Source organism: Citrobacter sp. Cc139 (genome assembly GCF_030334645.1).
GTDB lineage: Bacteria > Pseudomonadota > Gammaproteobacteria > Enterobacterales > Enterobacteriaceae > Citrobacter > Citrobacter werkmanii.
The window spans coordinates 147257-174170 of the sequence record NZ_JAOWDM010000095.1 but is presented as its reverse complement, the minus strand read 5'-3'; the positions used below and the strand labels follow the sequence as shown (position 1 = coordinate 174170).

The window sequence follows — 26914 nt, the reverse complement described above, 5'->3', positions numbered from 1 at the left end:
ATGGATATTCCAATTTTAAAATTTATCAGCAACCACTCAATTAAATTTAATTTATTGATATTAAAGAGGATTAAACATTACAAATTCATACATATATAATTATGTATGGATTAATTTATAGACAGAATATGGATTAAAATAACTTAAAACCAAAAAAAACCCTGCCAGATGACAGGGTTTGTTGTTCAGAGTATGTATTAACGTGCCAGCCAGCCGCCGTCTACCGCAACGGTATAGCCGTTAATATAGTCAGACGCGCTGGACGCCAGGAACACGACAGGCCCCATCAGGTCGCTCGGCAGTCCCCAACGTCCTGCCGGAATACGATCGAGGATTTCTGCGCTACGCTGCTCATCAGCACGCAGTTGCTGAGTGTTGTTGGTCGCCATATAACCCGGCGCAATCGCGTTGACGTTGATGTTATGTTTTGCCCACTCGTTCGCCATCAGACGGGTGACGCCCATTACGCCGCTTTTAGACGCGGTGTAAGACGGAACGCGGATACCGCCCTGGAAAGAGAGCATAGAGGCGATATTGATAATTTTGCCGCCGTTACCCTGAGCGATAAAGTGCTTCGCCGCGGCCTGAGACATAAAGAATACGCTCTTAATGTTCAGGTTCATCACGTCATCCCAGTCTTTTTCGCTGAAGTCGATCGCATCGTCACGACGGATAAGGCCCGCATTGTTGACCAGAATATCGATATGGCCGAATTCTGCCACTGCGCGCTCCAGCAGCGCTGGAATACCATCAATTTGGCGCAGGTCGGCGGTCAGACTTAAGAAACGGCGGCCCAGTGCGGTCACACGTTCGATGGTTTCCGTCGGTTCAACAATGTTGATACCGACAATATCGCAACCCGCTTCCGCCAGCCCCAGCGCCATACCCTGACCCAGGCCGGTGTCGCAACCGGTCACAACGGCGACTTTACCTTCAAGAGAGAATGCATTCAAAATCATTGTAAATCCTTAATTTTTTATAATGCCCGCCGCAGACAGGCACGGCTGTCGCCCGCAACTAGCGCAGATCTTTGACGGCGACATGGTCCATATCATCAAAGACCTGGTTTTCACCAACCATGCCCCAAATGAACGTATAAGCTTTTGTGCCAACGCCTGAGTGAATAGACCAGCTCGGCGAAATCACCGCCTGCTCGTTGTGCATCACAATATGACGCGTTTCCTGGGGCTGTCCCATCATGTGGAAGACGCAGGTATCTTCTTCCATGTTGAAGTAGAAGTAGACTTCCATACGGCGTTCATGGGTATGGCACGGCATGGTGTTCCACAGGTTGCCCGGCGCCAGTTCAGTCAGGCCCATGCTCAACTGGCAGGTTTCCAGCACATCCGGCACAAAATATTTATTGATGGTGCGACGATTACTGGTGAGGTTGTCGCCCAGCGTCACTGGCGCAACGTCAGCAGGCGTGACTTTTTTGGTTGGATAAGTCGTGTGGGCCGGCGCGCAGTTGTAGTAAAACTTCGCCGGTTTCGCCGTATCAACGCTGGCAAACACGACTTCTTTTGCCCCTTTGCCGACGTACAGCGCATCACGATGACCAATTTCATAGCACTGACCGTCAACGGTAATCGTGCCCGGACCACCGATGTTAATCACACCCAGCTCACGGCGTTCGAGAAAATAGGTTACGCCCAGTTGTTTACCGACTTCGCCACCCACAGAGACGGTTTTGGCCACAGGCATAATACCGCCGACAATAATACGGTCGATGTGGCTGTAAACCATGGTGTATTCATCTGCGACAAATACTTCTTCGACCAAAAACTCATTACGCAGCCCCTGAGTGTCGAGGGTTTTTGCATGCGCACTATGGATGCTTTGTCTTACGTCCACATTTACCTCCAGTGATAAATTGACCGTGAATACTTTAACGAATAGCAAAACGCTGTTCCGTTTTATCTAATGCGCTCATGATAGCCCTCCCGGATAGGGTTTTCAATTGCAAATGAAACGTTGTTTCACTTTTTCCGCAGCTTATTATCAAAAGTGTAATTGCGATCACGCTCGGCAAATAAATCGCGGGAGCAATTCAAATAAAATCATTTAAAACAATTAGATAGACAAAATGCAAAGGAGATAATCATGAGTGGCAGGGATAAGACATTGAAAATACAGCCGGGCACATACGATGTTCGCACACCTTTGCTGACAAAGTGCGCAGTCAATCACATGAAATGAAACAATGTTTTGATATATTGACGGCGTTTAGAGTGTATGTTTCTGTAACTGGCCTTGCCCTCCTGTTGGAGGGCTTTTTTATGGATGCCGGGGTAACACACTAAAAAGGTGTTTAAGAAGGGAAATCTAAGATCGTTAGTCTCGTTCGATAGCGAGCGCCACCCCTTGACCACCGCCTATACACAGCGTTGCCAGCCCTTTGTGCGCCCGACGTTTCACCATTTCATGCACCAGCGAAACCAGAATACGACAACCCGATGCGCCAATCGGATGGCCAAGCGCAATAGCGCCGCCGTTCACATTTACCCGCCGCTCATCCCACTCCAGCATTTTCCCAACGGACAATGCCTGCGCGGCGAACGCTTCGTTGGCTTCGATCAGATCAACATCAGCCAGTTGCCAGCCCACACGCTCAAGGCAGCGGCGCGTAGCATACACTGGCGCAATCCCCATCAGTGCGGGATCGACCCCGACGCTGGCGAACGCGCGAATGCGGGCCAGCACCGGCAAATTCAGCTCCTGCGCCTTGGCTTCGCTCATCATCATCACCGCGGCGGCGCCATCGTTGATGGATGAGGCGTTCCCCGCAGTGACCGAACCGAGCCGGTCGAAGGTAGGATCCAGACGCGCCAACCCTTCCGCACTGGCATCGGTACGCGGTTGCTCATCGGTATCCACTACGAATGATTGACCATTACGCTGGGTCACCACCGGCACGATTTCATCTTTAAAGCGTCCGGCGTCGATGGCCATCCGAGCCTTGTGTTGCGAGTGCAGCGCGTAGGCATCCTGTAATTCACGGCTAATGCCATATTCCCGCGCCAGGTTTTCCGCAGTGACGCCCATATGATAATCGTTGAAAGCATCCCACAGACCGTCATGCACCAGGCTGTCGACCAGTTGACTGTTCCCCAGTTGTGCGCCAGTGCGGCTATCGGTAAGGACATGCGGCGCACGGCTCATATTCTCCTGCCCGCCGGCAATCACAATGTCAGCTTCACCGCACTGGATAGCCTGGGTCGCCAGATGCAGCGCTTTCAGCCCCGAACCGCAAACATCGTTAATGGTGATGGCGGAAACGGTATTAGGTAGCCCACCATTGATGGCGGACTGACGGGCCGGGTTCTGCCCGGCACCTGCGGTAAGCACCTGCCCGAGGATCACTTCATCCACGGCGTGAACATCCACGCCCGTGCGTTCCAGCAACGCTCTGACCACCATGCTGCCTAACTCAACGGCAGAGTGGCGCGCCAGTGTTCCCTGGAAGCAGCCGATCGGTGTCCTTAACGCCCCGACTATCACAACCTCTTTCATCACGACCTCAGCGCAAAATAACACCGCAATAGTAGATGATTGTTAAAAGTAGTTATCAAAGTTGTTTAAAAATGGTGATTTTTATCACAAAGGAATTTCGTATCATTTATTGGTCATCTGAACGCCACTCTGCTGTAAATGGTCGCGCAGCCAACTTCCCGCCACGCCAGGCGGTGATTTCTTATTCCACAACAGATCGATAGAGATAGCCTTTGGCCAGCCGGGCACCTGTAGCTGAACCAGCGGTTTTTCCGCGGCAAACTCCTCCACCAGCGCACAAGGGAGCGCGCACCAACCGAATCCCTGAACCGCCATACTCAGCAACAACAAATAGTTAGGTGCTGACCAGACCGGTCCGCGCGCCACGTTAGTACCGCTTTCCAGGTAGGTATTCAGGCGCAGTTCGCGCCAGGTGTGGAGTTGTTCCCATTGTAGTTTTTCCTGACTCGCCAGCGGATGCGAGTCCGCAACGTACAACCCCATCCAGGATTGCATCGGCAGCCGCGTCACGCCCATGTCGGTCGGGTAATCCTCTCTTGCCTCAATCAATCCGACCTGCGCGCGCCCTTTTTGCAGCAGATCGATCACGTCTTCATCTTCACCAATCAGACATTCAAACTCGGTATGCGGAAACTTGCGGTCAAACTGCACCATCAGTTCTTCCAGCACATCCGGGTGCAGCGTGTCCGAAAGCACGAAGGTCAGGCGCGCCTCCGTCTCACCCGACAGCGAGATTGCCGCCTCATCGAGACGTTCGCTGGCCGTCAAAATTGCCTGCACATAGCCCAGCACCCGTTTACCTTCTTCGGTCAGCGTTGGCTGACGGGAGGATCGGTCAAACAACGCAAAACCGAGATCGGCTTCCAGATGCGCAATTGCCGTACTGATAGTGGACTGGCTTTTACGCAGCCGTCGGGCCGCCGCAGAAAATGAGCCGCAGGAAACGGTCTCTACAAATGCCGTTAACGCTTCAGGAGAGTAACGCATGAACTATCTACTTTATCGATGGATACTATCTTTTAGATATCACATAAAACGATAAAATTGCCACCATTCCGTTATCCGGGCATCAAAGAAGGTTTGAGGTTATGCAACACGATACAGTCCAGCGCCGCTCGTTAGTAGAGCGAATTTTTCATGCCGTTTGTTTTGAAGGCATAGCCACCGCGATCCTTGCGCCGACTACCGCGTGGCTGATGCAGCGTTCAGTGCTGGAAATGGGCGGACTGACCATTATTCTGGCTACCACGGCGATGATCTGGAATATCATTTATAACGCCCTGTTTGACCGCTTATGGCCGTCGCATCGGGTAAAACGTACGGCTAAAGTTCGCGCCTTTCACGCCTTAGGCTTCGAGAGCGGGTTTATTGTGATCGGGGTGAGTATCGTGGCGTTCGTGCTGAACGTCAGCCTGCTTCAGGCATTCACGTTGGAAATAGGTTTCTTCCTGTTCTTCCTGCCGTACACCATGTTCTATAACTGGGCGTATGACACATTACGCGAGCGCATGATGAAGCGCCGCCAGCAGCGCGTTACTGCCTGATAATTCAATAAATAGTCGGAATTATCTTGATTCCGGCTATTCATCCATTCACCAGCCCGCTTGTTCACACTTCCCCCAGCCCCTCTCATTTGTGGTAAATTGCGCTTCTTTTTGTTTATTTTATAGTTGATACGTTCAAATAATGTCGAAAATTTGGTCAAAAGAAGAGACTCTCTGGAGCTTCGCACTATATGGGACTGCCGTCGGCGCAGGAACCCTCTTCCTCCCCATACAGCTGGGTTCTGCAGGCGCGGTGGTGCTGTTTATCACCGCCCTCGTGGCCTGGCCTTTAACCTACTGGCCACACAAGGCGCTGTGCCAGTTTATCCTGTCGTCAAAAACGTCAGCAGGCGAAGGCATCACCGGTGCAGTCACCCATTACTACGGCAAGAAGATCGGTAACCTGATCACCACTCTCTATTTTATTGCCTTCTTTGTCGTCGTGCTGATCTACGCCGTGGCGATAACCAATTCACTCACCGAACAACTGGCAAAACATATCGCCATCGATTTGCGTGTTCGCGTGCTGGTGAGTCTCGGCGTGGTGCTGGTACTAAACCTGATTTTTCTGATGGGCCGACAAGCCACCATTCGGGTTATGGGCTTTCTGGTATTCCCGCTCATCGCGTACTTTTTGTTCCTTTCGCTCTACCTGACCGGAAGCTGGCAGCCAACGCTACTCACCGGCCAGATGTCTTTCGATCAGGACACGCTTCATCAGGTTTGGATCTCTATTCCCGTGATGGTTTTCGCTTTTAGCCATACGCCAATTATCTCTACGTTCGCCATTGATCGACGTGAGAAATACGGCGAGCAGGCCATGGGTAAATGCAAAAAAATCATGAAGGTCGCCTACGTCATCATCTGCCTGAGCGTACTGTTTTTTGTCTTCAGCTGTTTGCTTTCGATTCCGACAAACTATATCGAAGACGCGAAAAATGAAGGCGTGACCATTCTGTCAGCGTTATCGATGATGCCAAACGCACCGGCATGGCTGTCGATTTCCGGGATTATTGTCGCCGTTGTGGCGATGTCAAAATCGTTCCTTGGCACCTACTTTGGCGTGATTGAAGGGGCAACAGAAGTGGTAAAAACGTCGCTGCATCAGGTGGGCGTGAAGAAAAGCCGGGCTTTTAACCGCGCCCTGTCCATTATGTTAGTTTCGGCCATTACGTTTATCGTCTGCTGCATTAATCCTAATGCGATTTCAATGATTTACGCCATTAGCGGGCCACTCATCGCCATGATTTTGTTTATCATGCCGACTCTCTCCACTTATCTGATACCGGCGTTAAAGCCGTACCGTTCAGTGGGTAATCTGATCACTCTGATTGTCGGGTTGCTGTGTGTATCTGTGATGTTTTTTGGCTAGAACGTATAGTTAACGGCTCATTCTCCTGAAATTGGGTGCGATGCCGCTCATTTAACGACTCAGTTTCAGAAAGTATCAACCTGTGTTAGCGGAAGTAATGAACATGCTATCTCAGAGAAAGGGTTCCGTTCACCTCATGTTCATTGTTTCTCTGAAGTACCGATTCCTGTGAACGTGCAAGGGAGGCTCACCGCCGCCTCCCTTGCAACCCAGGCTCCCGGCGGGAAAATCGTCGCTACGCGATTATTCGCCCCATCCCTGGGGCTCACCCCTTCGGGGCCAGCGCAAGCGCTGTTCAAAATTGCTCCCGGCAATTTTGTCATTCGTCTTATGCCGTCTGCCTGTCGGGTCGGGGCGGAGCCTGCGTCCATGCAGGCCGTCCCCTCTGTCCGCATCCCTGCGGACAGCCCCGGTCAGCCGTCAACAACTCATCGATTTTCAGCCGGACCGGAGTCATCGCTTCAACGCTCTGACTTCCAGTTAAATCTGTTTTGCTGTTTAAACAAAAAACGCAAATGGTCAGGTGTGGGCTGGTCCGGCTGAAAATTGCCGACGTGTTTCCGTAAGGCCGGGAGAGCCAGCATGGATGCTGGCTCAGGGCGCGCTTTGCAAGGACGCTACCTCGCGCCCGGCCCGGTAGCCTGGAGGAATGAGCGGAGGGGACCGCGGAGCGGCAATTTTCCCGCCGGGAGCCGGGATTGTAAAGGGCGTGGCGAAGAACGCCCTTTACACGTTCACGGGTATCGATGCTTCAGATAAATGACACTGCTGAGGTGAACGGAACCCTGAGCAAGAATCACATATTCACCCTACATGTTTAACTTGACGGTATTGAACGTGGATGAGCCGTTCAACTGACTTATTTGATATACGAATCCAGTACTTTCAGGACCACATCCAAATCTTCTTCGCGCTTTATTTCATCGCCCTGATGCACGATGTGCTCGGTCAGATGCCACTTAATCACCTCACGCATTAACCCGTTTACCGCACCGCGGATCGCCGCGATTTGCTGCAATACTGCCGCGCATTCATGCGGTTCATCCAGCATGGTTTTCAACGCCGCTACCTGCCCCTGAATCTTGCTGGTTCGGGCTTTCAGCTTTTGTTTGTCGCGGATCGTATGTGACATAGCTTTACCTTTTTAACGTCTTGCCGTAGCGACAATACCATCGACATTCTACTGGGGGGTAGTATTTCATACTGGGGGGGAGTAGAATCGGGCAAAATTAAACAACTAAGAATCATTCTCATGGGTGAGTTTTCTACACTTCTTCAGCAAGGCAATGCCTGGTTTTTCATTCCCAGCGCGATTTTATTGGGTGTGTTACACGGTCTGGAACCGGGACATTCGAAAACGATGATGGCGGCCTTTATTATTGCCATTAAAGGCACCATCAAACAGGCGGTGATGCTGGGGCTGGCGGCTACACTCTCGCATACCGCCGTGGTGTGGTTGATAGCACTGGGCGGGATGTATATCAGCAAAGCGTTTACCGCCCAGGCCGTTGAGCCCTGGCTGCAGTTTGTCTCGGCGATTATTATTCTCGGCACTGCATTCTGGATGTTCTGGCGCACCTGGCAGGGAGAGCAGAACTGGCTGGCCCGGACGCATCACGAGCATCACCATGATCATGACGATCATCATCATCACCACCATCATCATGACCACGATGATGATCATCACCATCATCACCACGAACACGATCATGACCATGCCGCGCTGGCAGGGCTGAGCGAGGGTTCAAAAGAGTATCAGGATGCCCACGAACGGGCGCATGCCACTGATATTCAGCGCCGCTTTGCGGGCAAAGAGGTCACCAACGGCCAAATATTACTGTTCGGCCTGACCGGCGGGCTTATCCCGTGCCCAGCCGCCATTACGGTGCTGCTGATATGCATCCAGCTCAAAGCCTTCACGCTGGGCGCGACTATGGTGCTGTGCTTCAGCCTAGGGCTGGCGTTGACGCTGGTGACGGTGGGTGTGGGCGCAGCAATCAGCGTACAGCAGGCGGCCAAACGCTGGAGTGGATTTAATACGCTGGCACGCAAAGCGCCTTATTTTTCCAGTGCGCTCATTGCGATGGTCGGCTTATATATGGGGATCCACGGCTATATGGGGATCGTCGGTTAACGAGCAGTGTGCGCAGCAGCAGTTGCCGCTGCGCGTAAATCCAGACTAGCTTGCGACATTCCCCCACACCAGTTGTCCTTTATGGAAGGTCGCGGTGCGGGGCGAGATGCGGGCAACCGCTTCTGCCGAACAGGAGGCATCCACCAGCACAAAGCTGGCTTCATCCTGCGCTTTCGGCCACACGCGTTCACTTTTATCGTTTAGCGGCAGCACATCGCCGGTGGCAAGAAACAGCGCGCGCGACAGGTTAAGCTCGTTGGGGCGAATATAGAGCTGCGCGTACAGATTCGCCTTCTCCAGCATGTCTCCCAGCCCGTACGGCGACCAGTGGTCAATCACGCTGTCGGTCCCGGTAATCACCTCCACGCCTTTGTCACGCAGTTGTTTGAGCGGCATATGCAGCGTGCCAATCGGCACCGTCGAGGCAATGGTAATCTGCTGAGCCGCCATACGAGTCGCCAGCGCGTCAACCTGCTGTTCGTTCAGCGTTGCCAGCGCGAAAGCGTGGCTGATGGTCAGTTTGCCCTTCAACTGCGGCGTTTTCTCTACCGTTTCCACCATGTAATTCACCGCCGCCACGCCCGCCGGGCTGGTTTCGTGCAGATGAATATCCACGCCTTTATCGTAATCCAGCGCAATCTGGAACATGGTGTCGAGGGATTTTTCCATCGCCCCGTCCACGCTGGTTGGGTCCAGACCGCCAACGTAATGCGCCCCCGCTTGCATCGCTTCACGCATCAGCGGTTCAGATTTTGATAACAGCAGGCCATGCTGCGGAAATGCCACGATTTCACAGGCAAAACCCGGCTGACGACGCGCCAACACCGCCTGCAAGTTTTCCAGGTTTTTCAGCCCGGAAACCGGTTCGATGTTGCAATGGCTGCGGGCGATCGAGGTACCTTTGGATTGCAGCAAATCGATAAGCTTTTCCGCGCGCTCCTGGGTGTAAGGCTGGAGTTCAGGCAGCAGCTTTTGCTCCAGGCGGATCATATCCTGAATAGTGGTGCCAGCCGGACGGTTCAGTGAGCGCCACGGACCGCCATAAAAGGTTTTATCCAGGTGGATGTGCATGTCGCGCATAGCGGGCAGCATCAGCTTGCCGCCCGCATCGTAGTACGGCAGTGTCGCATCCGAATGCTGCTTATTCTCGCGCAACGCAACGATTTTTCCGTCCTGGATTTCGATGGTTTGCAGCGCGGTACGGGTATGGACTGCCACCGCGTTTTCGTAATCAAACCCTGCTTCCAGCAGAACGTTGTCCAGGTAATAGTGTTTATCGTTAATCGTCATTGTGCTCTTCGACCCGCAGGTGTTCCCGACAGAATTAGCAGCATACGCGACCGGGGCCACCGCGCCAAACAGCGCGGCAGCGGTCACCATTTTTCCGCTCTGGCTTAAAAATTCGCGGCGGCTGTTACTTTCTTTCATTCGCATCTCCTCTCAGGAATGGACAATGTGGGTACCCGTTTCGCCGCGGAGTGCGGCGGGCAGACATTCCGGCGTGGTGATGATTACCCGCTTACCTCCGCGTGCCAGGAATGTCAGGCTGGCAACGATTTTGGGTAGCATGCTGCCCGGCGGGAAATGACCTTCCTGCATGTAGCGGGTCATCGTGGCGACATCCACCGTATCCAGCGCCTGCTGCTCAGGTTTGCCAAAGTGAATACACACTTTCTCAACACCGGTGGTGATCACCAGAATGTCGGCGTGAATCTCCTGGGCCAGCAGCGCCGTGGAGAGATCTTTATCAATCACCGCGTCCACGCTCTGGTAATCACCTTGCTCACCACGCACCACCGGGATCCCGCCGCCGCCCGCGCCAATCACCACAAAGCCTTGCCGGGTTAGCGTCTTAATCGCCTCCGCTTCAACGATGCGCTTCGGCTCTGGCGAAGCGACCACCCGACGGTAGCCGCGCCCGGAATCCTCCACAAAGCGCCAGCCGGGATTGACCCGCAGTAGTTCATCGCGCTGGGCTGCGCTAAAGAACGCCCCGATAGGTTTGGTTGGATTCGCGAAGCCCGGATCGTTTTTATCGACCTCCACCTGGGTCACCACGGTGACCGCTTTCTGCTCGCCGCGCCGCGCCAGACGATTGTTCAGCGCTTGTTGGATCAGATAACCGATGCCGCCCTGGGTATCGGCGACACAGTTTGCCAACGGGGTCAACGGCAAACCTTCACGCTCATGCGCGATTTCCGCCCGTCGCAGATCCAGCCCCACCTGCGGTCCGTTACCGTGCGTCAGCACAATGTTGTAGTCCGATGCCAGCATCTCCAGCACCGTATCCGCCACCGCTTTCACCGCTTCAGCCTGGTGCGCAATCGACTGGCTGGCGTTATCTTTGATAATGCTGTTGCCGCCAATGGCAACGACCACAAGTTCTTTCATAGTGTCATCTTCCGCTTGCAGGCGATTCAGGTGGATTTTGTCGGTTGCTGCTCAGGCGCAGTCACCGCTTCACGGCTGTCGAGCACGTGCTTGAGGACAAACATGCCGCTCATCATCAGGTAGGCCAGCACAAACATCATCGAGCTGCCCTCTGCAAAGCCGACCGCCGGGGAGTGGATCACGCCAAACAGCGACAGCAGTGCGCCAAAGGCGGCGGCAATCGCCCCACGCAATGGCTTATTCATAATGGCGAAGATGGCGACACAGCCCCACAGCATGCTGGCCAGCGGCGCGCCGCTTCCCAGATGCACCAGCCCGTCGTAATAGACGCCTTTGCTGTGCAGCAGGTCGCTACCGAGCTTACCGGCTGACGTACCAGCCGCGCCCATCACGCTATTAACGATGGTTAGCGCCCAGTTAGCGATCCACGGGAACAGACAGATGAAGATAACGGGAACCTCGACTTTGGGCGTTTCTCGCACCACCTGGTTGGCGGTCACCACGCCGATAAACACCAAAATCGGCACTATCGCGGTCATCGGAATAATGGCGAGCATAAACGCCCCCAGACCAAACAGCGGTACCAGGAACATGGTGATGCCTGAAGCGAGGGTGTAACCAATGCTGGCGCCCATCGCCTTCCAGCCTGCATGGCCGACATACACGGTCACCGGGAACGGGTTGCCCAGCATGCAACCGAGCATGGAGGCAAAACCGTTCGCCATCATGACCTTACGGGTGTTGTACTCATCGCCTGCGGCGTGCGCGCTTTCTATGTTTTCGAGGTCAAAAATGTAGTTCGCCAGACCCAGAGGCACCGCAGACGCCAGATACGGCAGCGCGTGCGGCAACCCTTGCAGGAAGCTGTCGACATGAATTTCCGGCGGGTTAAAGCCAAAAGAAGACATCGACGCTTTAATCGCTTCCGGGCTTTGCAAACCCGAGATCCACGCCAGGGCCGTCCCGGCAATCAGCAGCAGCAAACCGGTAGGAATGCGGGCAAAAATCGGCTTCTTACCGAACCAGTTAATAAAGATCAGCAGCAGGACGATGAAAGAAACGGTTGGCGCTTCAAATGCCTGCAGCATTGGGTTCATCGCCAACAGCAGCAGGCCCAGGCCGGATAAACAAGAGAGCAGTACCGTTCGTGGGATCATCTTGCGGATGGTCTCGCCCAGGAAGGAGCCGCCCACCAGGATTAACGCTTCCACAAAGCACCATACCAGCGCAATCTGGATGGCGAAGTTGGCATCTTTGGTTTGCTGATAAACCGGCATCAGCACCAGGAAGGTCACGGTAAAGATCGACGGTGCGCTCGGCCCGGACGGCAGCGCCGTTACGTCATTACGTCCGGTATGTTTTGCCATTTGCAGGCCAAACCAGGCGTAGCAGACGCTGGCCACCAGCACCGCCAGGCCAAAGGCAGGCGCAATGCGGCCATAGACTATTTCGGTTGGGATCCCGACGACAAAAATGAGCAGCCCCATCATTGTCAGCAGGTTCGTCAGGTTGTTGGTCATCAGCCCAAAGTAAGCCGCCCAGTCACCACGTTTCCATTCTAGTTTTATGCTGTTCATGGAATATCCTTAACAGGTTAAGCATCGTTTGCGATCGCGGAGATCGCCCAGCCCTGCAGGTAAGCAACGTTTTGCGCTTTGCTACTGTGGGGCTAACGCCGTTAGCCCCGGTTGTTGTTATTAGCAGTAGCGGTCACGCCAGTTGAGGATCGCCTTTTCAAAACAGGCGAACGGCGGGTGAACGATTCCGGCGCCGATCATGCCGATCCCCGCATCTTTGTGCGCAATGGCGGTGTTGATCACTGGCAAAATGCCGGTGCTGCCCACGCGCGTAATGTCGATAGCAGTCGGTACGCCCATAAAACCGAGCAGCGGAATGGTAACGTTGGGGTTTTCACCGAGGGTGATTTCGCGCATCTGGCGAGAGAAATCGACCGCCTCCTCGACCGTACCGCCGACCAGCGCCACAATGGCAGGCGCCGTCGCCATGGCAAAACCGCCAATGCCATAGGTTTCGGTAATCGCGCTATCGCCAATATCGCGCCCGGAATCTTCCGGCTTATAGCCCGCGAACATTGGGCCAATCACCTGCTGCGCCGGACCGGTAAACCATTGCCCCGGCAACCCGCTGACGCGCAGACCGAACTCGACGCCGTTACGCGCCATCGTCGTGACCACGGTGCTGTATTCAATGCCGTGTGCGGCGTCCATCGCGGCTTTACACATCGCCATCCAGGTCGGCCCGGAGAAGTAATCACTGCTGAGGACGAACTCGAATACCTCGCGCTGCTGCTCAACCGGATAACCGGTCTGGATGATCCACGGCGTTAGCGCCTGAATCAGTAGCGCCGTCCCGGCGTTGTTACGGTTATGGCATTCATCGCCCATGTGCAACGCCTGCGCCAGCATCAGACGCAGATCGATTTCACCCGCCAGTTTCATGGCATCACGCAGCATCGGTCCCATCACATCGCGCATCCAGTTCAGGCGATCGATAACGCTCTGATCGTTCGCCCCCATGCGCAGGATCTTCGCCATCTGCTCGCTCATATTGGTATATGCGCGGTTGCCGTAGGTTTTGTTCTCCACGATGTGCATAAACATCGACGCCGACGTCACACCCGCCATCGAGCCAACACAGTCATGCTCGTGGCACGGAGAGAAGATGATCTCCCCCGAGGCGGCCAGTTCGGCGGCTTCATCAAGATCTTTCGCCAGCCCTTCAAACACCAGCGCCCCGGTTACCGCGCCCTTCATCGCGCCGCACATTTTTTCCCAGCGGATCGGCGGGCCGGCGTGCAAAATGGTGTTGCGGGTCATGCCCGGCACCACGTTGATGGCCTGGTCATAACCAATCAGCACCGGATGCGACTGGATGATGCGCTCCAGCGCCTGCTGGTTAGCGGCCGCGATTTTGTCCGCCAGCGGCGAATCAGCAATGTCGTCCAGCGCCGCGACCACCTGCATGTTGCCCTGGCCCGGCGGCGTCCAGTCAAGCTGGGTTACCGGTACGTTCTGCTTTTTCAGGTCATCGCTGAACATCGCGATGCCGACGTTAATCACGTTCAGCGGCTGGTTAAACAGTGTCTGGCTCATCAGGCTTCCTCCCCTTTACAGATAAATTCACGCGCCAGCAATCCGGTGTTGGTACTACTGCTCGCCCAGATAACCCCGGCATCGGTCAGCATCTGGCACTGTTTTTCCAGCGACGGCGTATCGAGATCGGTTCCCAGTACATAGCCGAGGATTTCCAGAGGACGACCCTCTGCGGCGGCGATCGCTTTGGCTTCAACGATCGCGTCCAGCATCACCCCGACCGGATCTTCATGCGATCCAAATCCAAGCACGAAATCCATCACGATCACGCCCACTTCAGGATCGCGCGCCTCCTGCAGCAGACGACTGATACGGTTGGTGGGATCGATCATCGGGTGTGGTTTACCGTTGGTAAAATCGTCATCACCGAAATCAAGGAAGGTATGCGCCACGCTGCGGTTGAGATCTTTCAGGCGGAACGCCGGATCGGGGTGAATGTTGCTGTAAACCTGCGCGTGTTTTTCCATGGCGGCAAACATCGCCTCATCACACAACGTGCCGCCGCAGAATAAGCCACGGATGTACTTTTGCTGCGGGGTCAGGCGGGCGCGGACCTCTTCAATCAGCGGCCAGTTGAGCGGATGCAGGTCCAGGCTCTCTTTTTTCACGCCGGTCAGCAGCACCGCTTTCAGCGCCGCTTCTTTGGTACCGCGTGCAAACTGCAGACCTTTTTCATCCGCAGGCGCGGCTTCGCGTCCGAGGAAGCACACCACGACTGGCTTTTGGCAGGCGCGCGCACGCTCCAGCACCTTGCGCGCCACCGCTGGGGCAGGAGGTTTAGAGATAAGCGCAATGATTTCGGTTTGCGGATCGGCTTCCAGCATGCCAATCGCATCAAGCATCATCAGGCCGCCAATCTTCTCACTCAGATCGCGACCACCGGTGCCAATCAGTTGGGAAATCCCGCCGCCAAATTCATGAATGCGCACGCTCAGTTCCTGGCTGCCGGTGCCGGATGCGCCCACAATCCCAATGTTGCCGCGACGTACCGCGTTGCCAAAGCACAGCGCCGCGCCGTTAATAATGGCGGTTCCGCAGTCTGGCCCCATCATCAACAGCCCCTTTTCGTGCGCCAGCTGTTTTAGCGCCAGTTCATCCTCAAGAGAAACGTTGTCAGAAAACAGCATCACATTGAGGTTATTTTGCAGCGCCTGACGCGCTTCACGCGCCGCAAACAAACCGTTGACCGAGATCACCGCCAGATTGCTGTCAGGAACATGCTTTTTCGCGCTGGCGAGCGTGGCATAGCGCGCTTCATGCTGGCCGCCCTGCTCTTTATGCGTAAACAGATCTTCAATTGCGACCAATGTCTGGTCGTTCGCCGCCTCGCTGGTGCCTTTAATGACAATCATCAGGTCGCCACTTTTCGCCTCTTCCAGTTCAGGCGTCAGCAGGCCGAGATTCTTCAGCACGCCCTTGTTCATTTCCGTAGCCATCGCCACGAATGCCTGCTCAACGCCATCGAGCTTATTGGCGCGTGTGGAGATAGACATCAGTGAAACGGAATCAAAATACGTGTTCTTTTTAACAACTATCCTGATCGACATAATTCCCTCCGGACCTGTGGCTCAGGGCGCAGGCGTCCGCCATGCCATACAGCATGTCGCAGCCAGAACTTGAGCCGATATTTTTAATGTCAGTAATATATTGCGTAGAAACGGGTTGTTGCTCAGTAATAATATGCTGCAGCAGCCGCACGACGCTTTCCCGATAACGTTGATGCAAAGCTTCTTCGAGCGTTATTTTGCTAAGTAGCGTCGTATTATTTCCGGCGCATTGTAATGCTGCTAAAAAATCTCCACGATATTTCTCCAGCGGATGTCCTGGGATTAATAAAATGGCACTTAAGCCCACTAAATAATCATCGGATGATGGCGTCAGGCCAATTCCCAGACCAATTAAATGGCTGGCCGCTGTTGAAATATTTACTCCCGTATATAGCGCCGCTATTAGTGTTTGTCGGCGGTTGAGTAACTGACGGGTGATTTCCTGATAAAACGGGTTGTCCCCCTGATACAAAAATAATGTGTCGTCGCTGCTTAACTGTTGGCGGATTACCTCTTCCCAGCGCTGCCAGCGGACTGCGGCGAGGGTGACTGTATCTGCCGTCCACTGTGGTATGCGCCACGGCAGGCAACCAGAGGTCTCTATCCATTTATCTTTGCCAACGGCTATCCCCGACTCGGTAAATCTGACCTGCTCACCGGGGAGAAACAGGTTCGCGCAATGCGTCAGCGCCAGCCGACAGCTATTAGGCGCGTTATCACAACCTTCACTCAGCAACGTCAACAGTCGCTGCTGGTCAGGTATCAACAGGTTCACCGCGCGGGAAAAAACCTGTTCAACTTGCCCCGTCCCCCGGAAAGCGAGAAACGCGCTATCTGCGGTTAGCGCCTGTACGCATCGCCGTGATGGCGTAGCGATAGCGGCGCTCCTCTGTCAGGCTCCGGCGGCAATCAGCAGCTCGGCAATTTCGTGATAACCTTTCTCCCGCGCCAGTTCCAGCGGGGTTTTACCGTATTTATCCGTCATATGCGGGTTTGCGCCATGGTCAAGTAGCAGCTTGACGATCTCCTGCTGCTTCGCGCCGCCATCATTAAGCACAATGGCTTCCAGAAGCGGCGTCCAGCCCACGAAGTTGGTATGGTTGACATTGATATCGGTACGCAGCAGCAGCTCGCGCACGATCTCCACATGACCTTTTTCACTGGCTGGCGTAATGCCTACGCCGCCAAAACGACTCAGGCAGTTAAGGTCGGGGTTAGCAGGTAATACGGTACGCAGCAGCGTTAAATCGTTAGTCAGGCAGCTAATCAGGAAAGGATTAAAACAGGTTTGGTCCTGTTTATTAATATCGGCACCGGCGGCAATCAATAAAGAAACACAGTCATAATGCTTATTCAGGCTGGCAATAATAATGGCGGTACGTCCCTGGCGATTCGTGGCATTAATATCCACATTTTTTGCCAGACAGGATTTTAATCCATCGGCATTACCTTGTTCTGCCGCCAGCAGAAATTCAGTAATGAGTTCGTTCTCTGACATAATTGCTCTCCTGCAGTTTTTTAGACTTTCTAAATATCCGATAAGCTGAGAATAGCAACAGAGTGTAGAGAATAACATCCGCTTAAATTTCATTCATCGTAAGCGCGTCAATTATTGAATAAAATTTAACAATGAGAGCAAAGCGTGCTGTAGTGCAATCTTTCCCTTATGGCTGGGGCGTTTTTTGCCACTCATGAATAGTCGGGTAAAACAAGCGGTATGCTGCGCGGATAGCGGCCTGCAATTAATATGCAGAAGTGTGATTGCCTTCAAATCAAATGTAAAACTAGTGTTAAATTCTGTTCAAAACTGATTGCTCTGTATAAGGATTACAAATACATTCAACAATCATTATGTGGCGGGGCGTGTTGGTAGCCTGAGGGGAGAAAAGATGAATTCCATTTTTACCGAGGAAAATCTGCTGGCATTTACTATGGCAGCCCGCTACAGCAGCTTCAGCAAAGCTGCGGAGGAGCTGGGCTTAACCACATCGGCTATTAGCTACACCATTAAGCGCATGGAGATGGGGCTCGACGTAGTGCTGTTTACGCGTAGCACCCGAAGCATTGAGTTGACCGAGTCTGGTCGCTATCTGTTTCGCAAGGCCTCCGACCTGCTCAACGACTTCCACGCGATTAAGCGCAGCATTGATACCATCGCTCAGGGCATTGAAGCCCGGGTGCGCATCTGTATTAACCAGTTGTTGTACACCCCACAGCATACGGCGCGGCTGCTGCAGGTACTCAAGAAACAGTTCCCTACCTGCCAGATAACCGTCACCACCGAGGTCTATAACGGCGTCTGGGATTCGATTATCAACAATCTTGCCAATATCGCCATTGGCGCGCCCGATACGTTACTGGACGGCGGCGGGATTGATTATACCGAGATCGGCGCGATTCGCTGGTCGTTTGCCATTGCCCCGGATCATCCGTTGGCTTTTATGCCTGAACCGATTTCTGAGAGCCAGTTGCGTTTGTATCCGAACATTATGGTGGAAGACACCGCCCACACCATTAACAAAAAGGTCGGGTGGCTATTACACGGTCAGGAGTCGATTCTGGTTCCAGATTTTAATACCAAATGTCAGTGCCAAATTCTGGGCGAAGGCATCGGTTTTTTACCGGATTATATGGTGCGCGAAGCGATGGAAAAGTCGCTGCTGGTCACGCGACAGATCCACAATCCGCGTCAGGATTCACGGATGCTGCTGGCAACCCAGCATTCGGCAACCGGTCGAGTCACACAGTGGATTAAAAAAGAGTTTGGCCCGCAAGGGGTACTGACGGGCATTTATCAGGATTTGTTGCATCGGGAGTGATATGCCGGATAAGGCTATCCGGCGGAAATCAGACTTCAGGCGCGAATATCGTCGTACTCGCGGGTTTTATCAAATTCATGTTTGGCAAACGGACACAGCGGAATCACTTTGCGATTTTCAGCGCGCATTTTCTCCACCACCTTCGCCACCAGTTGTTTGCCGACGCCCTGACCTTTCAGACTGGGGTCAACATCGGTATGTTCAATGATGCTCAGGTGCTCGCCCGTCGGCACAAAGACAATCTCGGCAACCTGATTGCCTTCAGCATCGTTGACATAAAATTTGTTGTGGCCTGCAAGAATTTCCATGGTTCCCTCATTTATTTCTGGCGATATTTCAGCGCACCGCTTGGACAGGTATCGATGACCTTAATAACCGTCGCGACATCCACTTCATCGGGGATTATCCAGGGTTTGCGTTTCAGATTAAAAAGCTTCGCGCTTCCCCGCACGCAGTTTCCTGAATGCTGACATATCGCCGTGTTGAAGTAGACGTCAATCTTCTCGCCGGTATAGGCCCGGTAACCTGCCTCCAGTAGTTCCTTTTCCACGACATTACCTCGCATTTTTATTGTCTGAGTCTAATCATAGACCGATGCGAGGCTGAAGGAAGTGGCGGGTAGCAGAAATATCACTCGGGCCTTTTCTGTAACAATGGCTCCCGCTCCGGCGGCAAATATTCCAGCATTGCAGGCGTCGGCGGCGGCAGGCGGTTATCGGCGATGTGCTTGTCCACATCGATATGACTGATTTCGCCATTCTCATGGTGATGGACCGTCAGCACCCTCGCTTTGTTCAACTCTGTAACCAGTTCACGGGTAATACGTAAACTTTCCGCCAGCTCATGGTCTTCCAGTCCTGGTCTGCGACTGCGACGCTCCACCCGAAAACGAAACTGGTTGTATTTCGCCCAGCCGATCAGCACCAGTCCGTTGACCAGCGCGACAAGGATGTAAAACGTGACCGTATCCAGCGTGGTGAAAAAGGGACGCACGCCCATATACGGTGAATGCGCCAGGGCCGTAATCAGCCCTTTGTAGATTAAGTATAAAAATCCAACCCAGGCAAAAATCGTTAACAGAACGTCAATGATGCGCGGCAGCAGACGCCGCTCCGTAAAGATCAGCGGCTGACTCATGATTCGATCCTCCCTATTCCACGGTCAGGACTCACCCAGCGCGCCCTGCCGCGTTTGCGTTTGAGCATCACTTTCGGGAATGACACCAACGTGGTAAACAGGCTCAACAGCCAGTACACCACCGGGAACCAGATTATCCAGAACAATGAAGCGCCAATGCCTTTTTCATAGCGTCGTTCAATCATCAGGCTTATCGCAAACTGTATTAAGCAGACCACGCCGAGAATAAGTCCGGTAAAGGCTGGCGGGAACAGATGTTGAACATACAGCGAGTCCGGCATCGGGATCATCAGTCCCAGCAGGAACAGCACGATACTGATCGCATAGGCAAATGCCCACGTGGTAGAAAAGCAGAACTCGAAAAATAGCGGCCACATGCGGCGGAACTCCCACGACCACAGACGGCGCATGTTAACAATAAACACCTCCGCCCCGCCTTGCGCCCAGCGCAGGCGCTGCTTCCACAGCCCTCTTAACGTTTCAGGCATCAGGATCCAGCACAGCGCGCGCGGCTCAAAGAATATCGACCAATGGCGCAATTGCAGCTTCCAACTGATATCGATGTCTTCGGTGATCATGTCCGGGCTCCAGTACCCCACCTCGGCCAGCGCGCGACGACGAAACGCCGCAACTACGCCAGAGACGCTAAAGATCTGACCATAGACTCGTTGAGTACGCTTAATTAAGCCGATAATGGAAGAGAACTCACCGACCTGCACACGACCGATTAGCGTGGAACGGGTGCGAATACGCGGGTTGCCGGTTACCGCCCCAACGCGTGGGAACTGGATCAGCGGAGCGACCAGATACGCCACGGCATCGCGATCCAGTAACGCATCGCCATCAATACACACCAGGTAATCGCTGCGCGCAGCGGCCGCGCCCGTTTTGAGCGCCAGCGCTTTGCCCTGGTTTTCAGCCAGATGAATGACGCGCAGGCTGGGGTACTCAATCGCCAACTGTTCCAGAACATCGTGCGTATCGTCCGTTGAACCGTCGTTAATGGCAATCACTTCGATATTCTTGTAGCGCTGTGCCATCGCAGCGCCGATGGTTTCCCGCGCGTTGATCCCTTCGTTAAAGCAGGGGATCAAAATGGAAACCAGCGGATTTCCCTCCAGCATCGGTGGCGGTGTATCGTCTCCCCATTTCCAGTGACGCTCACGATAAAACCAGAAATAGACCCCGCCGCTTATCCATAATGCAGACATGAATAAAGGCCAGAAGAAGACGAAGTTCAACATGACTTCACCTGTAAAGATGACAGCCACGCCAAACGGCAGGCTGAACATCAGGCAAAGTATCAGGAAAGCAATAATGCGATCGGTCATTTTTGCGGGTACCAGTATGAGGAGAACGTCGAGCGAATCTCTGACATCTCAGGTTTGTCGCTGATGAAATCATCCGGATAATAGCCGTAGTTACCTGCACCACTTAGTTTCAGTTGGCGCATCCATTCGGCTATTTGTTTTCCACTGATTTCTGCCTCGTCCCCGGATTTACGCCAGTCTCGTGCCTGCAGTTCAAACACGGTTTTGTCCAGCGCGCCGGGCGTTTGTGCAACGGCATTGACTAATCTGTCGAGCCAGGCATTGGCATCATTAGCCGGGATCTGCTCCATGAATGGCATCGCCATGGGTGCCGTCCAGTCATAGGTATTGAGGAAATCATTCAGGTTTTGCGCAAACCAGGCTTCGCTTTCAGGCTCCAGTACCGGCATGGCGTATATATTGCGGGCAGTTTGCACCTGCGGACCGCGAATATTGCGTACCGATTGCGTCAGTTGCTTAGTAAAGTCGATCAGCATCTTACTTTTCAGGCGCGTCCAGCGTTCGAAGGTTTGAGGGTTGCTACGGATTTGCTCAATACTTCCCGGAAGCCCTGCGGCGCGGTAGGCGGCTAACGCCTCCGGTGACGCATCTTCAAAGTCCGTCAGGAAAGCATCGTCGTGGAACAAAATCCCTTTGAAGCTGGCATGCTTCGCCAGGTCTTCATAGATTTCAGTGATACGTTTACGCGCTTCGCTGTCCCAGGGAGACAGACGCACATAGTTCTCGTGATTGATCGCAGTGCGTCCTGTTTTCGGATCCCATGCCGTCACGCGTGGAATGGAAGCATCGAGGTCGAAAGCCAGTACCGGCATCCAGGCATATACCGTCACCCCGGCCCGCGTTTGTAACTGCCAGGAGATATAGTTAAAGAGATCGGCACGCATCGGCAGCCAGCGGTTAGGGAAATAGAGTTCGCGAATATTCCCGTCGCCTTTAGGATCGGCGTACGCCTGCAGGAAGACATGAGAAATGCGCATGTCATAAACACGCTGGATCAGCTTGTCGATGTTTCGCTTCTGCTGGGCAGGATCTTTGTCATACACGTAATCCAGATCGACGTGCATCACACGCATCGTTTGTGGTTCACGTACCTGAGCGACCTGACTGGCAAAGCGCTTGAGAGACGGGTTATCAGAGATCAGTACGCGCGGGATATCATCAAGAAACGCAGCGTTCGCCAGCCCTTCATTGAGCGTAAAGGCCATCTTATAGCCATGTTCTTTGGCCAGCTTTAAGGTGGTGCCGTTAGCCGCACCATAAGGCCACACCCACGCGCGCGGCGATTTCCCGGTTACCGATTTAATCTTATTGGTGATCAGCGAGATATCAGTATTAATGCGACGATTGTACTGTTCGTCGGTTTCGTAAGTCCCTGTTTTCTTATCGAAAAGGCGATTCGCCACCGCAGGTTCTTTGCTTCCTTGCGGGTTCGCCTCAGCGCCGAAATGCGAGTTCCAGGTGTGCGCCCCCACTTCCACCAACGGCGATTTGCCCATTTCCTCGACCATCTTCCAGGTGGCAAATTTATCTCGCGCCGTCATTAAGCCGCCAAAATCGACTTTTTTATTGGCTGGAGAATCAACCCAACTGCCCACAGGAGCCCAGAGCGCAGGCCAGTTGTAGGCTTTCAGCAGCGGCCAGACGCGGGTATAAAAACTGCTGTATCCGTCGTCAAAGGTGAGTAAGACCGCTTTTTCCGGCAACACAATTTTACCGTCATGAGCGTCCAGAATTTGCTGCACGCTAATCGGGTTATAGCCATTATCACGCAACCAAGCCATTTGGTCGCTCAACGCGCTGGTGCGCACGGAGAGGTAGCGCTGGTCGGCGGCGCCATCCTCAACATCATGATAGCCGAGCACCAGGAAGCTGTTTTTCGGCCATGGATGATCTGCCGTCAACGGCGTTCTCTCTGCGGGAGGAACATAGCGAGGCGTTGTATTGTGCGCGCTACTGCACGCGGTAATCATCAACCAGCCAGCGATTAATGCGCTAAGCCACAGGCATCTTTTCAGCATGAACAATCCTTAAAACCTGACATTTAAATCGAAAGCGAGGGAGATATTCCGCTCACGTTTACCGTCATAGGGGCGTTTATCCCAAACCAGCATCACCCCGCCATCTACGACGTTGTTCCATTTGAGCCGTTGTCCATATCCCACCTGAACGATAGCGCCAACGTCTTCCCCTTGCTGCCAGTAGCCACCCACTCCGGCTATGCCTTGCTGGGTCCACACGGTGTCATAATGGCGGTAGAGAACCTGTTCCGCGCTCAGGCCTGGCACAACGGAAAAATCACTCTTAGGGTTGTAATACGGCACATTCTCTTTAGTGTTGGTGCTCCCACCGATACCCGGGGTAAAGTCCAGCGTAAAGCGCGGCGTGGTCCACATGCGCTCTTTTCCGCTCAGCCCATATTCGATGCGATCGTTACCATCCGAGAAATGTGATGCGGCAAACGACAATTGGTATTCACGTCGTTCGTTTTGATACCAGCGAACAAACAAATCGCCGCTGTTGGCATACACGCCGCTACGCAGCGCGCGCAGTGGCGTGTTGCGCGAAAGACGCTCGGCCGAACCGCCCACGCGCCAGTTATCGTTGAAATCATGCCAGGCGGAAAGACGACCGCCGATTTTCTGCCCATCGCCATAATTTCGGCCAGATACTTCCATTTCGGCCCAGTAATCACGGGAAGTCCATTCCGCACCTGCCGCCAGATCGCGGCTAATCCCTTTCCCTTCCTCAAACTCGCCGGTCGCGAAGTTGAATCCGGTAAACAGTCGCCAGTTGTCATTAATTGGCGGGCTGTAAATGGCCGTGTTGATGTTGAAATCATTCTTACCGCTGACCGGGCTATCGGACGAGATCCCCTGCGTGCCGCTAATACGTACTTCCGACATTTTATGCACATCACGTATGCGTGCGAGGCGCAGGGTCGCTTCATCATCCGGACTGCGAGCAATAACGTCATCCGTCAGTTCATCGGCCTGCTTCCACTCCTGGAGATCCAGCGCCACATAGGCCTGCTGACGCTCCAGTTCCAGGTTACTGGGCTCAATCACTTCCGCCAGTTTAAGCTCTTTCTCCGCCGCATGCGGCAGTCCACGGGCTTCAAGAACAGAAGCATAGGATATGCGCAGCCCTTGGTTACCCGAGCCTGTTCGCGCCAGATGCTCTGCGAGTTTTTCTGCCTCCGGCAGTTCATTGGCAGCGATATGATATTGCGTCAGCAGCGACTGTCCCAGCAGCCAGTTATCGTTTGGCTGCGGCGTTGGCGAACCATAGATGCGTCGCAGATATGGGCTGTCTTTAATTAACGCATCGACCTGTTTTTTAGCTGCATCAAAGTTTTCATTATCGATGTGCGCGTAGAACAGATCCTGTTGATCCTCAGGACCGAGCGGCGTAACCGGAATCGGTCCGTTCGGATAGTAGATGCTCATCAGCATCGCTTCGGTTTTTTCCGGCTGCCGTTCGCTTAACCATGCCGATGCTACCCAGCGTTTTGCGTAGTTTGGCACCTCGCCGCTCGCAGACAGCGATTCGTATTCACTAATCACTTCAGAAGTGCGTTTACGGACCAGCAAGGCGCCCATGCGGTCAATTCTGGCCCGACGGACATCATTCTGCGCAGAAGGCTCATCTTTCCAGGCAGTCAGCAACTGGTCATAACGGGCTAGCGCTTTATCAGCCACGATAAAACGCTCTTCTTCATTACGCGCAGAGGTATAAGAGGAACGTACCATTTCAGCCGCCGCATCAAGCTCAAGGCGACGCTTCACCGGATCGGCAGTTGGTACCACCTCTGCCATATTTAAGGCGGGCCCGGAAACGCGGTTTGCTGACAGCGCAGACAGCAATGTGGATTTTGCATTTTTGTTGCCTGGATCGACGTCATCCGCCTGGCTGGCAACTAACAATGCATCCCAGTTTTTTCCCTGCGAATGGTAGACATAGGCAAGTAGCGCATCAGAATCAGCCCCGGGATGCGCCTGCGCCCATTTATTCGCTTCAGTAAGGGCTTGCTGATTGTAGCGAGCATCCGCCAACGTCATTATCCAGCCGGTACGTACATCTACGTTATCAGGCTCTTCCTGTAAAACGCTTTCCCAGATGGCTAAAGAATCATTCCAGTTCTTCTGGTTGCGATATGCTCGTGCAGCGGCGACTTTGCCCCGGGCAGGTACATTCATCTGTCCACGATACTGCTGCCAGATTTCAATTGTGGTTTTATCGTTGTTATCGACCCAACTGGAAACTTGCAGCCAGTCGGCAACCTGATTTGGCGTTAGCGCGCTTTTCTTTCCCTGATCCTCAAGGAAACGTAATAGCGGTGCGCTATTACCTCCCCGCGCTTCAATAACCAAAGCGTCATAATCTGATACCGCCGCAGAGATTGGCATCGGGAAAAGAATGCTTGCCGTAAATAAACAGCTTACAGACTTAAAACGTTTAATGAAGTTGGCATGTCGACGCATACTTAACATATCTGCCCTTATATCTTACATCATAGTGAAAATAAGCGTTTTCAATAAGTTACAGTCAATCCCTGACGGTTGCCGACCATGTAAGACGCACTGCCGCTTATTTCGTAATAGGGTTATGAAGCAATTAATTCTTTCGTCTTATTGACTACCCGTGCCTCGTCCTCTAATCATTGGAAAGAAGGCATAAACTCGAGAATTTTATCACTCAGCGTAGTTCGTGGCTATGTAATAAGATAATGCTTAGGCAAAAAAAGAATTTTAGACTAAGTTATTCTAATACTCTTGGGATTGAATTCTGGATTTAGATTAATTTCCCGTGGAGAAGTCATGTGACGATGTTAACTATTGCCGGATGACATAACTACCCTCTGTAACTGTTTGCATGGTAACTATTTGGTATGAATAGAGAAAGTTCTGATAACAGGTACTCAGATAACAAGATAAGCACTATAACGTATTTTTAGGTTGCAGGCAGTGTTGATGAAATAAAATTAAGGGTACAGCCGCAATAATAATTAGGTACAGTGATAATATTATGATATTAAAGTACTTTATTAATTTATGATTGAACGTTAGTATTTTCCCATCCGCCAATGTCGGTGTGGGAAATTATCAGTTTTCCTATTTAATATTTTTATTTATCACCCTGACTTGCTATCGTCAGCATCAGCCATAATCAATTCCTTACCCTTACAATTAACAAGCCTAATTTCATTATGAACAGCTGATTGAAGCATAACTTTTTGCGCTTACCTTCCCTTCAGACTTTCAGGTAATCTGAAAAAAGACGCCAATGGGAGCAGGTCTAATGAAAATCGTTAATGCAGAAGAAAAACACATCCCCGCCATACGCGATATCTATGCACACCACGTTATTCACGGTACTGGCAGCTTTGAAACCACCCCACCGGATACCCACGAAATGCTGGCTCGTCTGGAAAAAATTCATAGTCTGGGGCTGCCGTGGGTTGTCGCCCTGCAGGAAGACAAGGTCATCGGATATTGTTATCTCACTCGTTATCGTGAACGCTACGCTTACCGCTATACCCTCGAAGATTCGATTTACATTGACCCGGCGGCACAGCGTCAAGGGGCGGGAAGTGCGTTACTGCGCCATGTTATTGACTGGGCCGAAACGCACGGCTATCGACAATTAATTGCCATGGTCGGCGACAGCAATAATCAGGGATCGTTAAAAGTTCATCAGCAGGTCGGATTTACAGAAATAGGCACGCTGAAAAACGTTGGCTTCAAGCATGGTCGCTGGCTGGATACTGTTTTGCTGCAACGCGCTCTGGGGGAAGGGAACAGTACACTACCAGCGGATGTCGATGCTGCTATTTAACTTTTCTAAGGGATGACTTCAGGAAAAGGAAATCTGGAGCGGGCGAAGGGCTGAGAGCAAGCCACGTAATTTATTGTTTACGAATACGTCACAATAGTGATGTGGTCGGGTGGCGGCTACGCTTGACCCGACCTACAGTTTTAGCCTTTCCAGGCAAGATTAGGCGTAGCCGCCACCG

Annotated in this window: 23 protein-coding genes; 5 read left to right on the top strand and 18 right to left on the bottom strand. The window is 53.0% G+C overall.

From position 1 onward, the window contains the following. Positions 1-197 precede the first annotated feature (197 nt). The 4 genes from kduD to OGV69_RS24135 all read right to left on the bottom strand — a co-directional run bounded on the left by kduD (position 198) and on the right by OGV69_RS24135 (position 4500). The gene (gene kduD / locus OGV69_RS24150; protein ID WP_003033923.1) at positions 198-959 is read right to left on the bottom strand and encodes a 2-dehydro-3-deoxy-D-gluconate 5-dehydrogenase KduD; all 762 of its coding nucleotides are present in this window, start codon (positions 957-959) and stop codon (positions 198-200) included. Between the two features lie 58 nt (positions 960-1017). Beyond that, positions 1018-1854, bottom strand: coding sequence for a 5-dehydro-4-deoxy-D-glucuronate isomerase (gene kduI, locus OGV69_RS24145; RefSeq protein WP_042310807.1), 837 nt, complete (start codon positions 1852-1854; stop codon positions 1018-1020). A gap of 480 nt (positions 1855-2334) precedes the next feature. After that, the gene (locus OGV69_RS24140) at positions 2335-3513 is read right to left on the bottom strand and encodes an acetyl-CoA C-acetyltransferase (RefSeq protein ID WP_006686936.1); all 1179 of its coding nucleotides are present in this window, start codon (positions 3511-3513) and stop codon (positions 2335-2337) included. A 102-nt stretch (positions 3514-3615) separates the two neighbouring features. After that, complete coding sequence (locus OGV69_RS24135; protein WP_069324839.1) at positions 3616-4500, bottom strand: LysR family transcriptional regulator; 885 nt, start codon at positions 4498-4500, stop codon at positions 3616-3618. A gap of 101 nt (positions 4501-4601) precedes the next feature. Here OGV69_RS24135 and OGV69_RS24130 point away from each other — a divergent pair, with 101 nt between their 5' ends. Both OGV69_RS24130 and OGV69_RS24125 read left to right on the top strand, forming a co-directional pair. Then, complete coding sequence (locus OGV69_RS24130) at positions 4602-5057, top strand: multidrug/biocide efflux PACE transporter (protein ID WP_038633369.1); 456 nt, start codon at positions 4602-4604, stop codon at positions 5055-5057. Between the two features lie 142 nt (positions 5058-5199). Continuing rightward, a complete protein-coding gene (locus OGV69_RS24125; protein ID WP_069324838.1) occupies positions 5200-6429 on the top strand; it encodes an amino acid permease in 1230 nt (409 codons plus the stop codon). 859 nt (positions 6430-7288) lie between these two features. On the opposite strand, the gene rcnR is transcribed toward OGV69_RS24125, so the two are convergent. Next, positions 7289-7561, bottom strand: a complete 273-nt coding sequence (gene rcnR / locus OGV69_RS24120; RefSeq protein WP_069324836.1) for a Ni(II)/Co(II)-binding transcriptional repressor RcnR — start codon at positions 7559-7561, stop codon at positions 7289-7291. Between the two features lie 120 nt (positions 7562-7681). On the opposite strand from rcnR, the gene OGV69_RS24115 reads away from it, so the two are divergent. Then, complete coding sequence (locus OGV69_RS24115; RefSeq protein ID WP_069324835.1) at positions 7682-8563, top strand: nickel/cobalt efflux protein RcnA; 882 nt, start codon at positions 7682-7684, stop codon at positions 8561-8563. A 45-nt stretch (positions 8564-8608) separates the two neighbouring features. Here OGV69_RS24115 and OGV69_RS24110 read toward each other — a convergent pair whose 3' ends face one another. From OGV69_RS24110 to OGV69_RS24080, 7 genes are all read right to left on the bottom strand, one after another. Next, on the bottom strand, positions 8609-9991 hold the full coding sequence (locus OGV69_RS24110; RefSeq protein WP_069324834.1) for an amidohydrolase family protein: 1383 nt from the start codon (positions 9989-9991) through the stop codon (positions 8609-8611). Positions 9992-10003: 12 nt separating this feature from the next. Further along, positions 10004-10954: a carbamate kinase family protein gene (locus OGV69_RS24105; protein ID WP_069324833.1), complete on the bottom strand. Its 951-nt coding sequence runs from the start codon at positions 10952-10954 to the stop codon at positions 10004-10006. A gap of 26 nt (positions 10955-10980) precedes the next feature. Further along, a complete protein-coding gene (locus OGV69_RS24100) occupies positions 10981-12531 on the bottom strand; it encodes a hypothetical protein (protein ID WP_038633383.1) in 1551 nt (516 codons plus the stop codon). A 120-nt stretch (positions 12532-12651) separates the two neighbouring features. Next, on the bottom strand, positions 12652-14067 hold the full coding sequence (locus tag OGV69_RS24095) for a YlbE family protein (protein ID WP_038633386.1): 1416 nt from the start codon (positions 14065-14067) through the stop codon (positions 12652-12654). Further along, positions 14067-15614 (bottom strand): acyl-CoA synthetase FdrA, encoded by a 1548-nt coding sequence (fdrA, locus tag OGV69_RS24090; protein WP_069324831.1) that lies wholly within the window; start codon positions 15612-15614, stop codon positions 14067-14069. The genes OGV69_RS24095 and fdrA overlap by 1 nt, the downstream gene beginning before the upstream one ends. Further along, the gene (locus tag OGV69_RS24085) at positions 15592-16491 is read right to left on the bottom strand and encodes an oxamate carbamoyltransferase subunit AllH family protein (RefSeq protein WP_074458533.1); all 900 of its coding nucleotides are present in this window, start codon (positions 16489-16491) and stop codon (positions 15592-15594) included. Before OGV69_RS24085 ends, fdrA begins: the two co-directional genes overlap by 23 nt. Before the next feature lie 15 nt (positions 16492-16506). Further along, entirely contained in the window at positions 16507-17112 is a 606-nt protein-coding gene (locus tag OGV69_RS24080) for an ankyrin repeat domain-containing protein (protein WP_069324830.1), read from the bottom strand. A gap of 391 nt (positions 17113-17503) precedes the next feature. On the opposite strand from OGV69_RS24080, the gene OGV69_RS24075 reads away from it, so the two are divergent. Continuing rightward, positions 17504-18433: a LysR substrate-binding domain-containing protein gene (locus OGV69_RS24075; protein ID WP_038633395.1), complete on the top strand. Its 930-nt coding sequence runs from the start codon at positions 17504-17506 to the stop codon at positions 18431-18433. Between the two features lie 35 nt (positions 18434-18468). Here the strand turns inward: OGV69_RS24075 and OGV69_RS24070 are convergent, their stop codons facing one another. From OGV69_RS24070 to pgaA, 6 genes are all read right to left on the bottom strand, one after another. Then, complete coding sequence (locus tag OGV69_RS24070; protein ID WP_003033869.1) at positions 18469-18741, bottom strand: GNAT family N-acetyltransferase; 273 nt, start codon at positions 18739-18741, stop codon at positions 18469-18471. Between the two features lie 11 nt (positions 18742-18752). Further along, on the bottom strand, positions 18753-18998 hold the full coding sequence (gene yjdI / locus OGV69_RS24065) for a 4Fe-4S mono-cluster protein YjdI (RefSeq protein WP_160955400.1): 246 nt from the start codon (positions 18996-18998) through the stop codon (positions 18753-18755). A 65-nt stretch (positions 18999-19063) separates the two neighbouring features. Beyond that, a complete protein-coding gene (gene pgaD, locus OGV69_RS24060; protein WP_034167704.1) occupies positions 19064-19570 on the bottom strand; it encodes a poly-beta-1,6-N-acetyl-D-glucosamine biosynthesis protein PgaD in 507 nt (168 codons plus the stop codon). Then, positions 19567-20901, bottom strand: a complete 1335-nt coding sequence (gene pgaC, locus OGV69_RS24055) for a poly-beta-1,6-N-acetyl-D-glucosamine synthase (RefSeq protein WP_069324829.1) — start codon at positions 20899-20901, stop codon at positions 19567-19569. The genes pgaD and pgaC overlap by 4 nt, the downstream gene beginning before the upstream one ends. Further along, positions 20898-22919 carry a poly-beta-1,6-N-acetyl-D-glucosamine N-deacetylase PgaB gene (gene pgaB / locus OGV69_RS24050; protein ID WP_034167706.1) on the bottom strand — a complete coding sequence of 674 codons (2022 nt, stop codon included), beginning with the start codon at positions 22917-22919 and terminating at the stop codon, positions 20898-20900. The genes pgaC and pgaB overlap by 4 nt, the downstream gene beginning before the upstream one ends. 9 nt (positions 22920-22928) lie before the next feature. After that, on the bottom strand, positions 22929-25391 hold the full coding sequence (gene pgaA / locus OGV69_RS24045) for a poly-beta-1,6 N-acetyl-D-glucosamine export porin PgaA (RefSeq protein ID WP_069324828.1): 2463 nt from the start codon (positions 25389-25391) through the stop codon (positions 22929-22931). An 808-nt stretch (positions 25392-26199) separates the two neighbouring features. Between pgaA and OGV69_RS24040 the strand changes: the two genes are divergently transcribed. Next, entirely contained in the window at positions 26200-26736 is a 537-nt protein-coding gene (locus OGV69_RS24040; RefSeq protein ID WP_038633410.1) for a GNAT family N-acetyltransferase, read from the top strand. The last annotated feature ends 178 nt before the right edge of the window (positions 26737-26914 follow it).

Coding starts and splice junctions, on each gene's coding strand:
- kduD (WP_003033923.1), bottom strand. CDS start 959: ATGATTTTGAATGCATTCTCTCTTGAAGGTAAAGTCGCCGTTGTGACC.
- OGV69_RS24140 (WP_006686936.1), bottom strand. CDS start 3,513: ATGAAAGAGGTTGTGATAGTCGGGGCGTTAAGGACACCGATCGGCTGC.
- OGV69_RS24135 (WP_069324839.1), bottom strand. CDS start 4,500: ATGCGTTACTCTCCTGAAGCGTTAACGGCATTTGTAGAGACCGTTTCC.
- OGV69_RS24130 (WP_038633369.1), top strand. CDS start 4,602: ATGCAACACGATACAGTCCAGCGCCGCTCGTTAGTAGAGCGAATTTTT.
- OGV69_RS24125 (WP_069324838.1), top strand. CDS start 5,200: ATGTCGAAAATTTGGTCAAAAGAAGAGACTCTCTGGAGCTTCGCACTA.
- rcnR (WP_069324836.1), bottom strand. CDS start 7,561: ATGTCACATACGATCCGCGACAAACAAAAGCTGAAAGCCCGAACCAGC.
- OGV69_RS24115 (WP_069324835.1), top strand. CDS start 7,682: ATGGGTGAGTTTTCTACACTTCTTCAGCAAGGCAATGCCTGGTTTTTC.
- OGV69_RS24110 (WP_069324834.1), bottom strand. CDS start 9,991: ATGAAAGAAAGTAACAGCCGCCGCGAATTTTTAAGCCAGAGCGGAAAA.
- OGV69_RS24105 (WP_069324833.1), bottom strand. CDS start 10,954: ATGAAAGAACTTGTGGTCGTTGCCATTGGCGGCAACAGCATTATCAAA.
- OGV69_RS24100 (WP_038633383.1), bottom strand. CDS start 12,531: ATGAACAGCATAAAACTAGAATGGAAACGTGGTGACTGGGCGGCTTAC.
- OGV69_RS24095 (WP_038633386.1), bottom strand. CDS start 14,067: ATGAGCCAGACACTGTTTAACCAGCCGCTGAACGTGATTAACGTCGGC.
- fdrA (WP_069324831.1), bottom strand. CDS start 15,614: ATGTCGATCAGGATAGTTGTTAAAAAGAACACGTATTTTGATTCCGTT.
- OGV69_RS24080 (WP_069324830.1), bottom strand. CDS start 17,112: ATGTCAGAGAACGAACTCATTACTGAATTTCTGCTGGCGGCAGAACAA.
- OGV69_RS24075 (WP_038633395.1), top strand. CDS start 17,504: ATGAATTCCATTTTTACCGAGGAAAATCTGCTGGCATTTACTATGGCA.
- OGV69_RS24070 (WP_003033869.1), bottom strand. CDS start 18,741: ATGGAAATTCTTGCAGGCCACAACAAATTTTATGTCAACGATGCTGAA.
- yjdI (WP_160955400.1), bottom strand. CDS start 18,998: ATGCGAGGTAATGTCGTGGAAAAGGAACTACTGGAGGCAGGTTACCGG.
- pgaD (WP_034167704.1), bottom strand. CDS start 19,570: ATGAGTCAGCCGCTGATCTTTACGGAGCGGCGTCTGCTGCCGCGCATC.
- pgaC (WP_069324829.1), bottom strand. CDS start 20,901: ATGACCGATCGCATTATTGCTTTCCTGATACTTTGCCTGATGTTCAGC.
- pgaB (WP_034167706.1), bottom strand. CDS start 22,919: ATGCTGAAAAGATGCCTGTGGCTTAGCGCATTAATCGCTGGCTGGTTG.
- pgaA (WP_069324828.1), bottom strand. CDS start 25,391: ATGTTAAGTATGCGTCGACATGCCAACTTCATTAAACGTTTTAAGTCT.
- OGV69_RS24040 (WP_038633410.1), top strand. CDS start 26,200: ATGAAAATCGTTAATGCAGAAGAAAAACACATCCCCGCCATACGCGAT.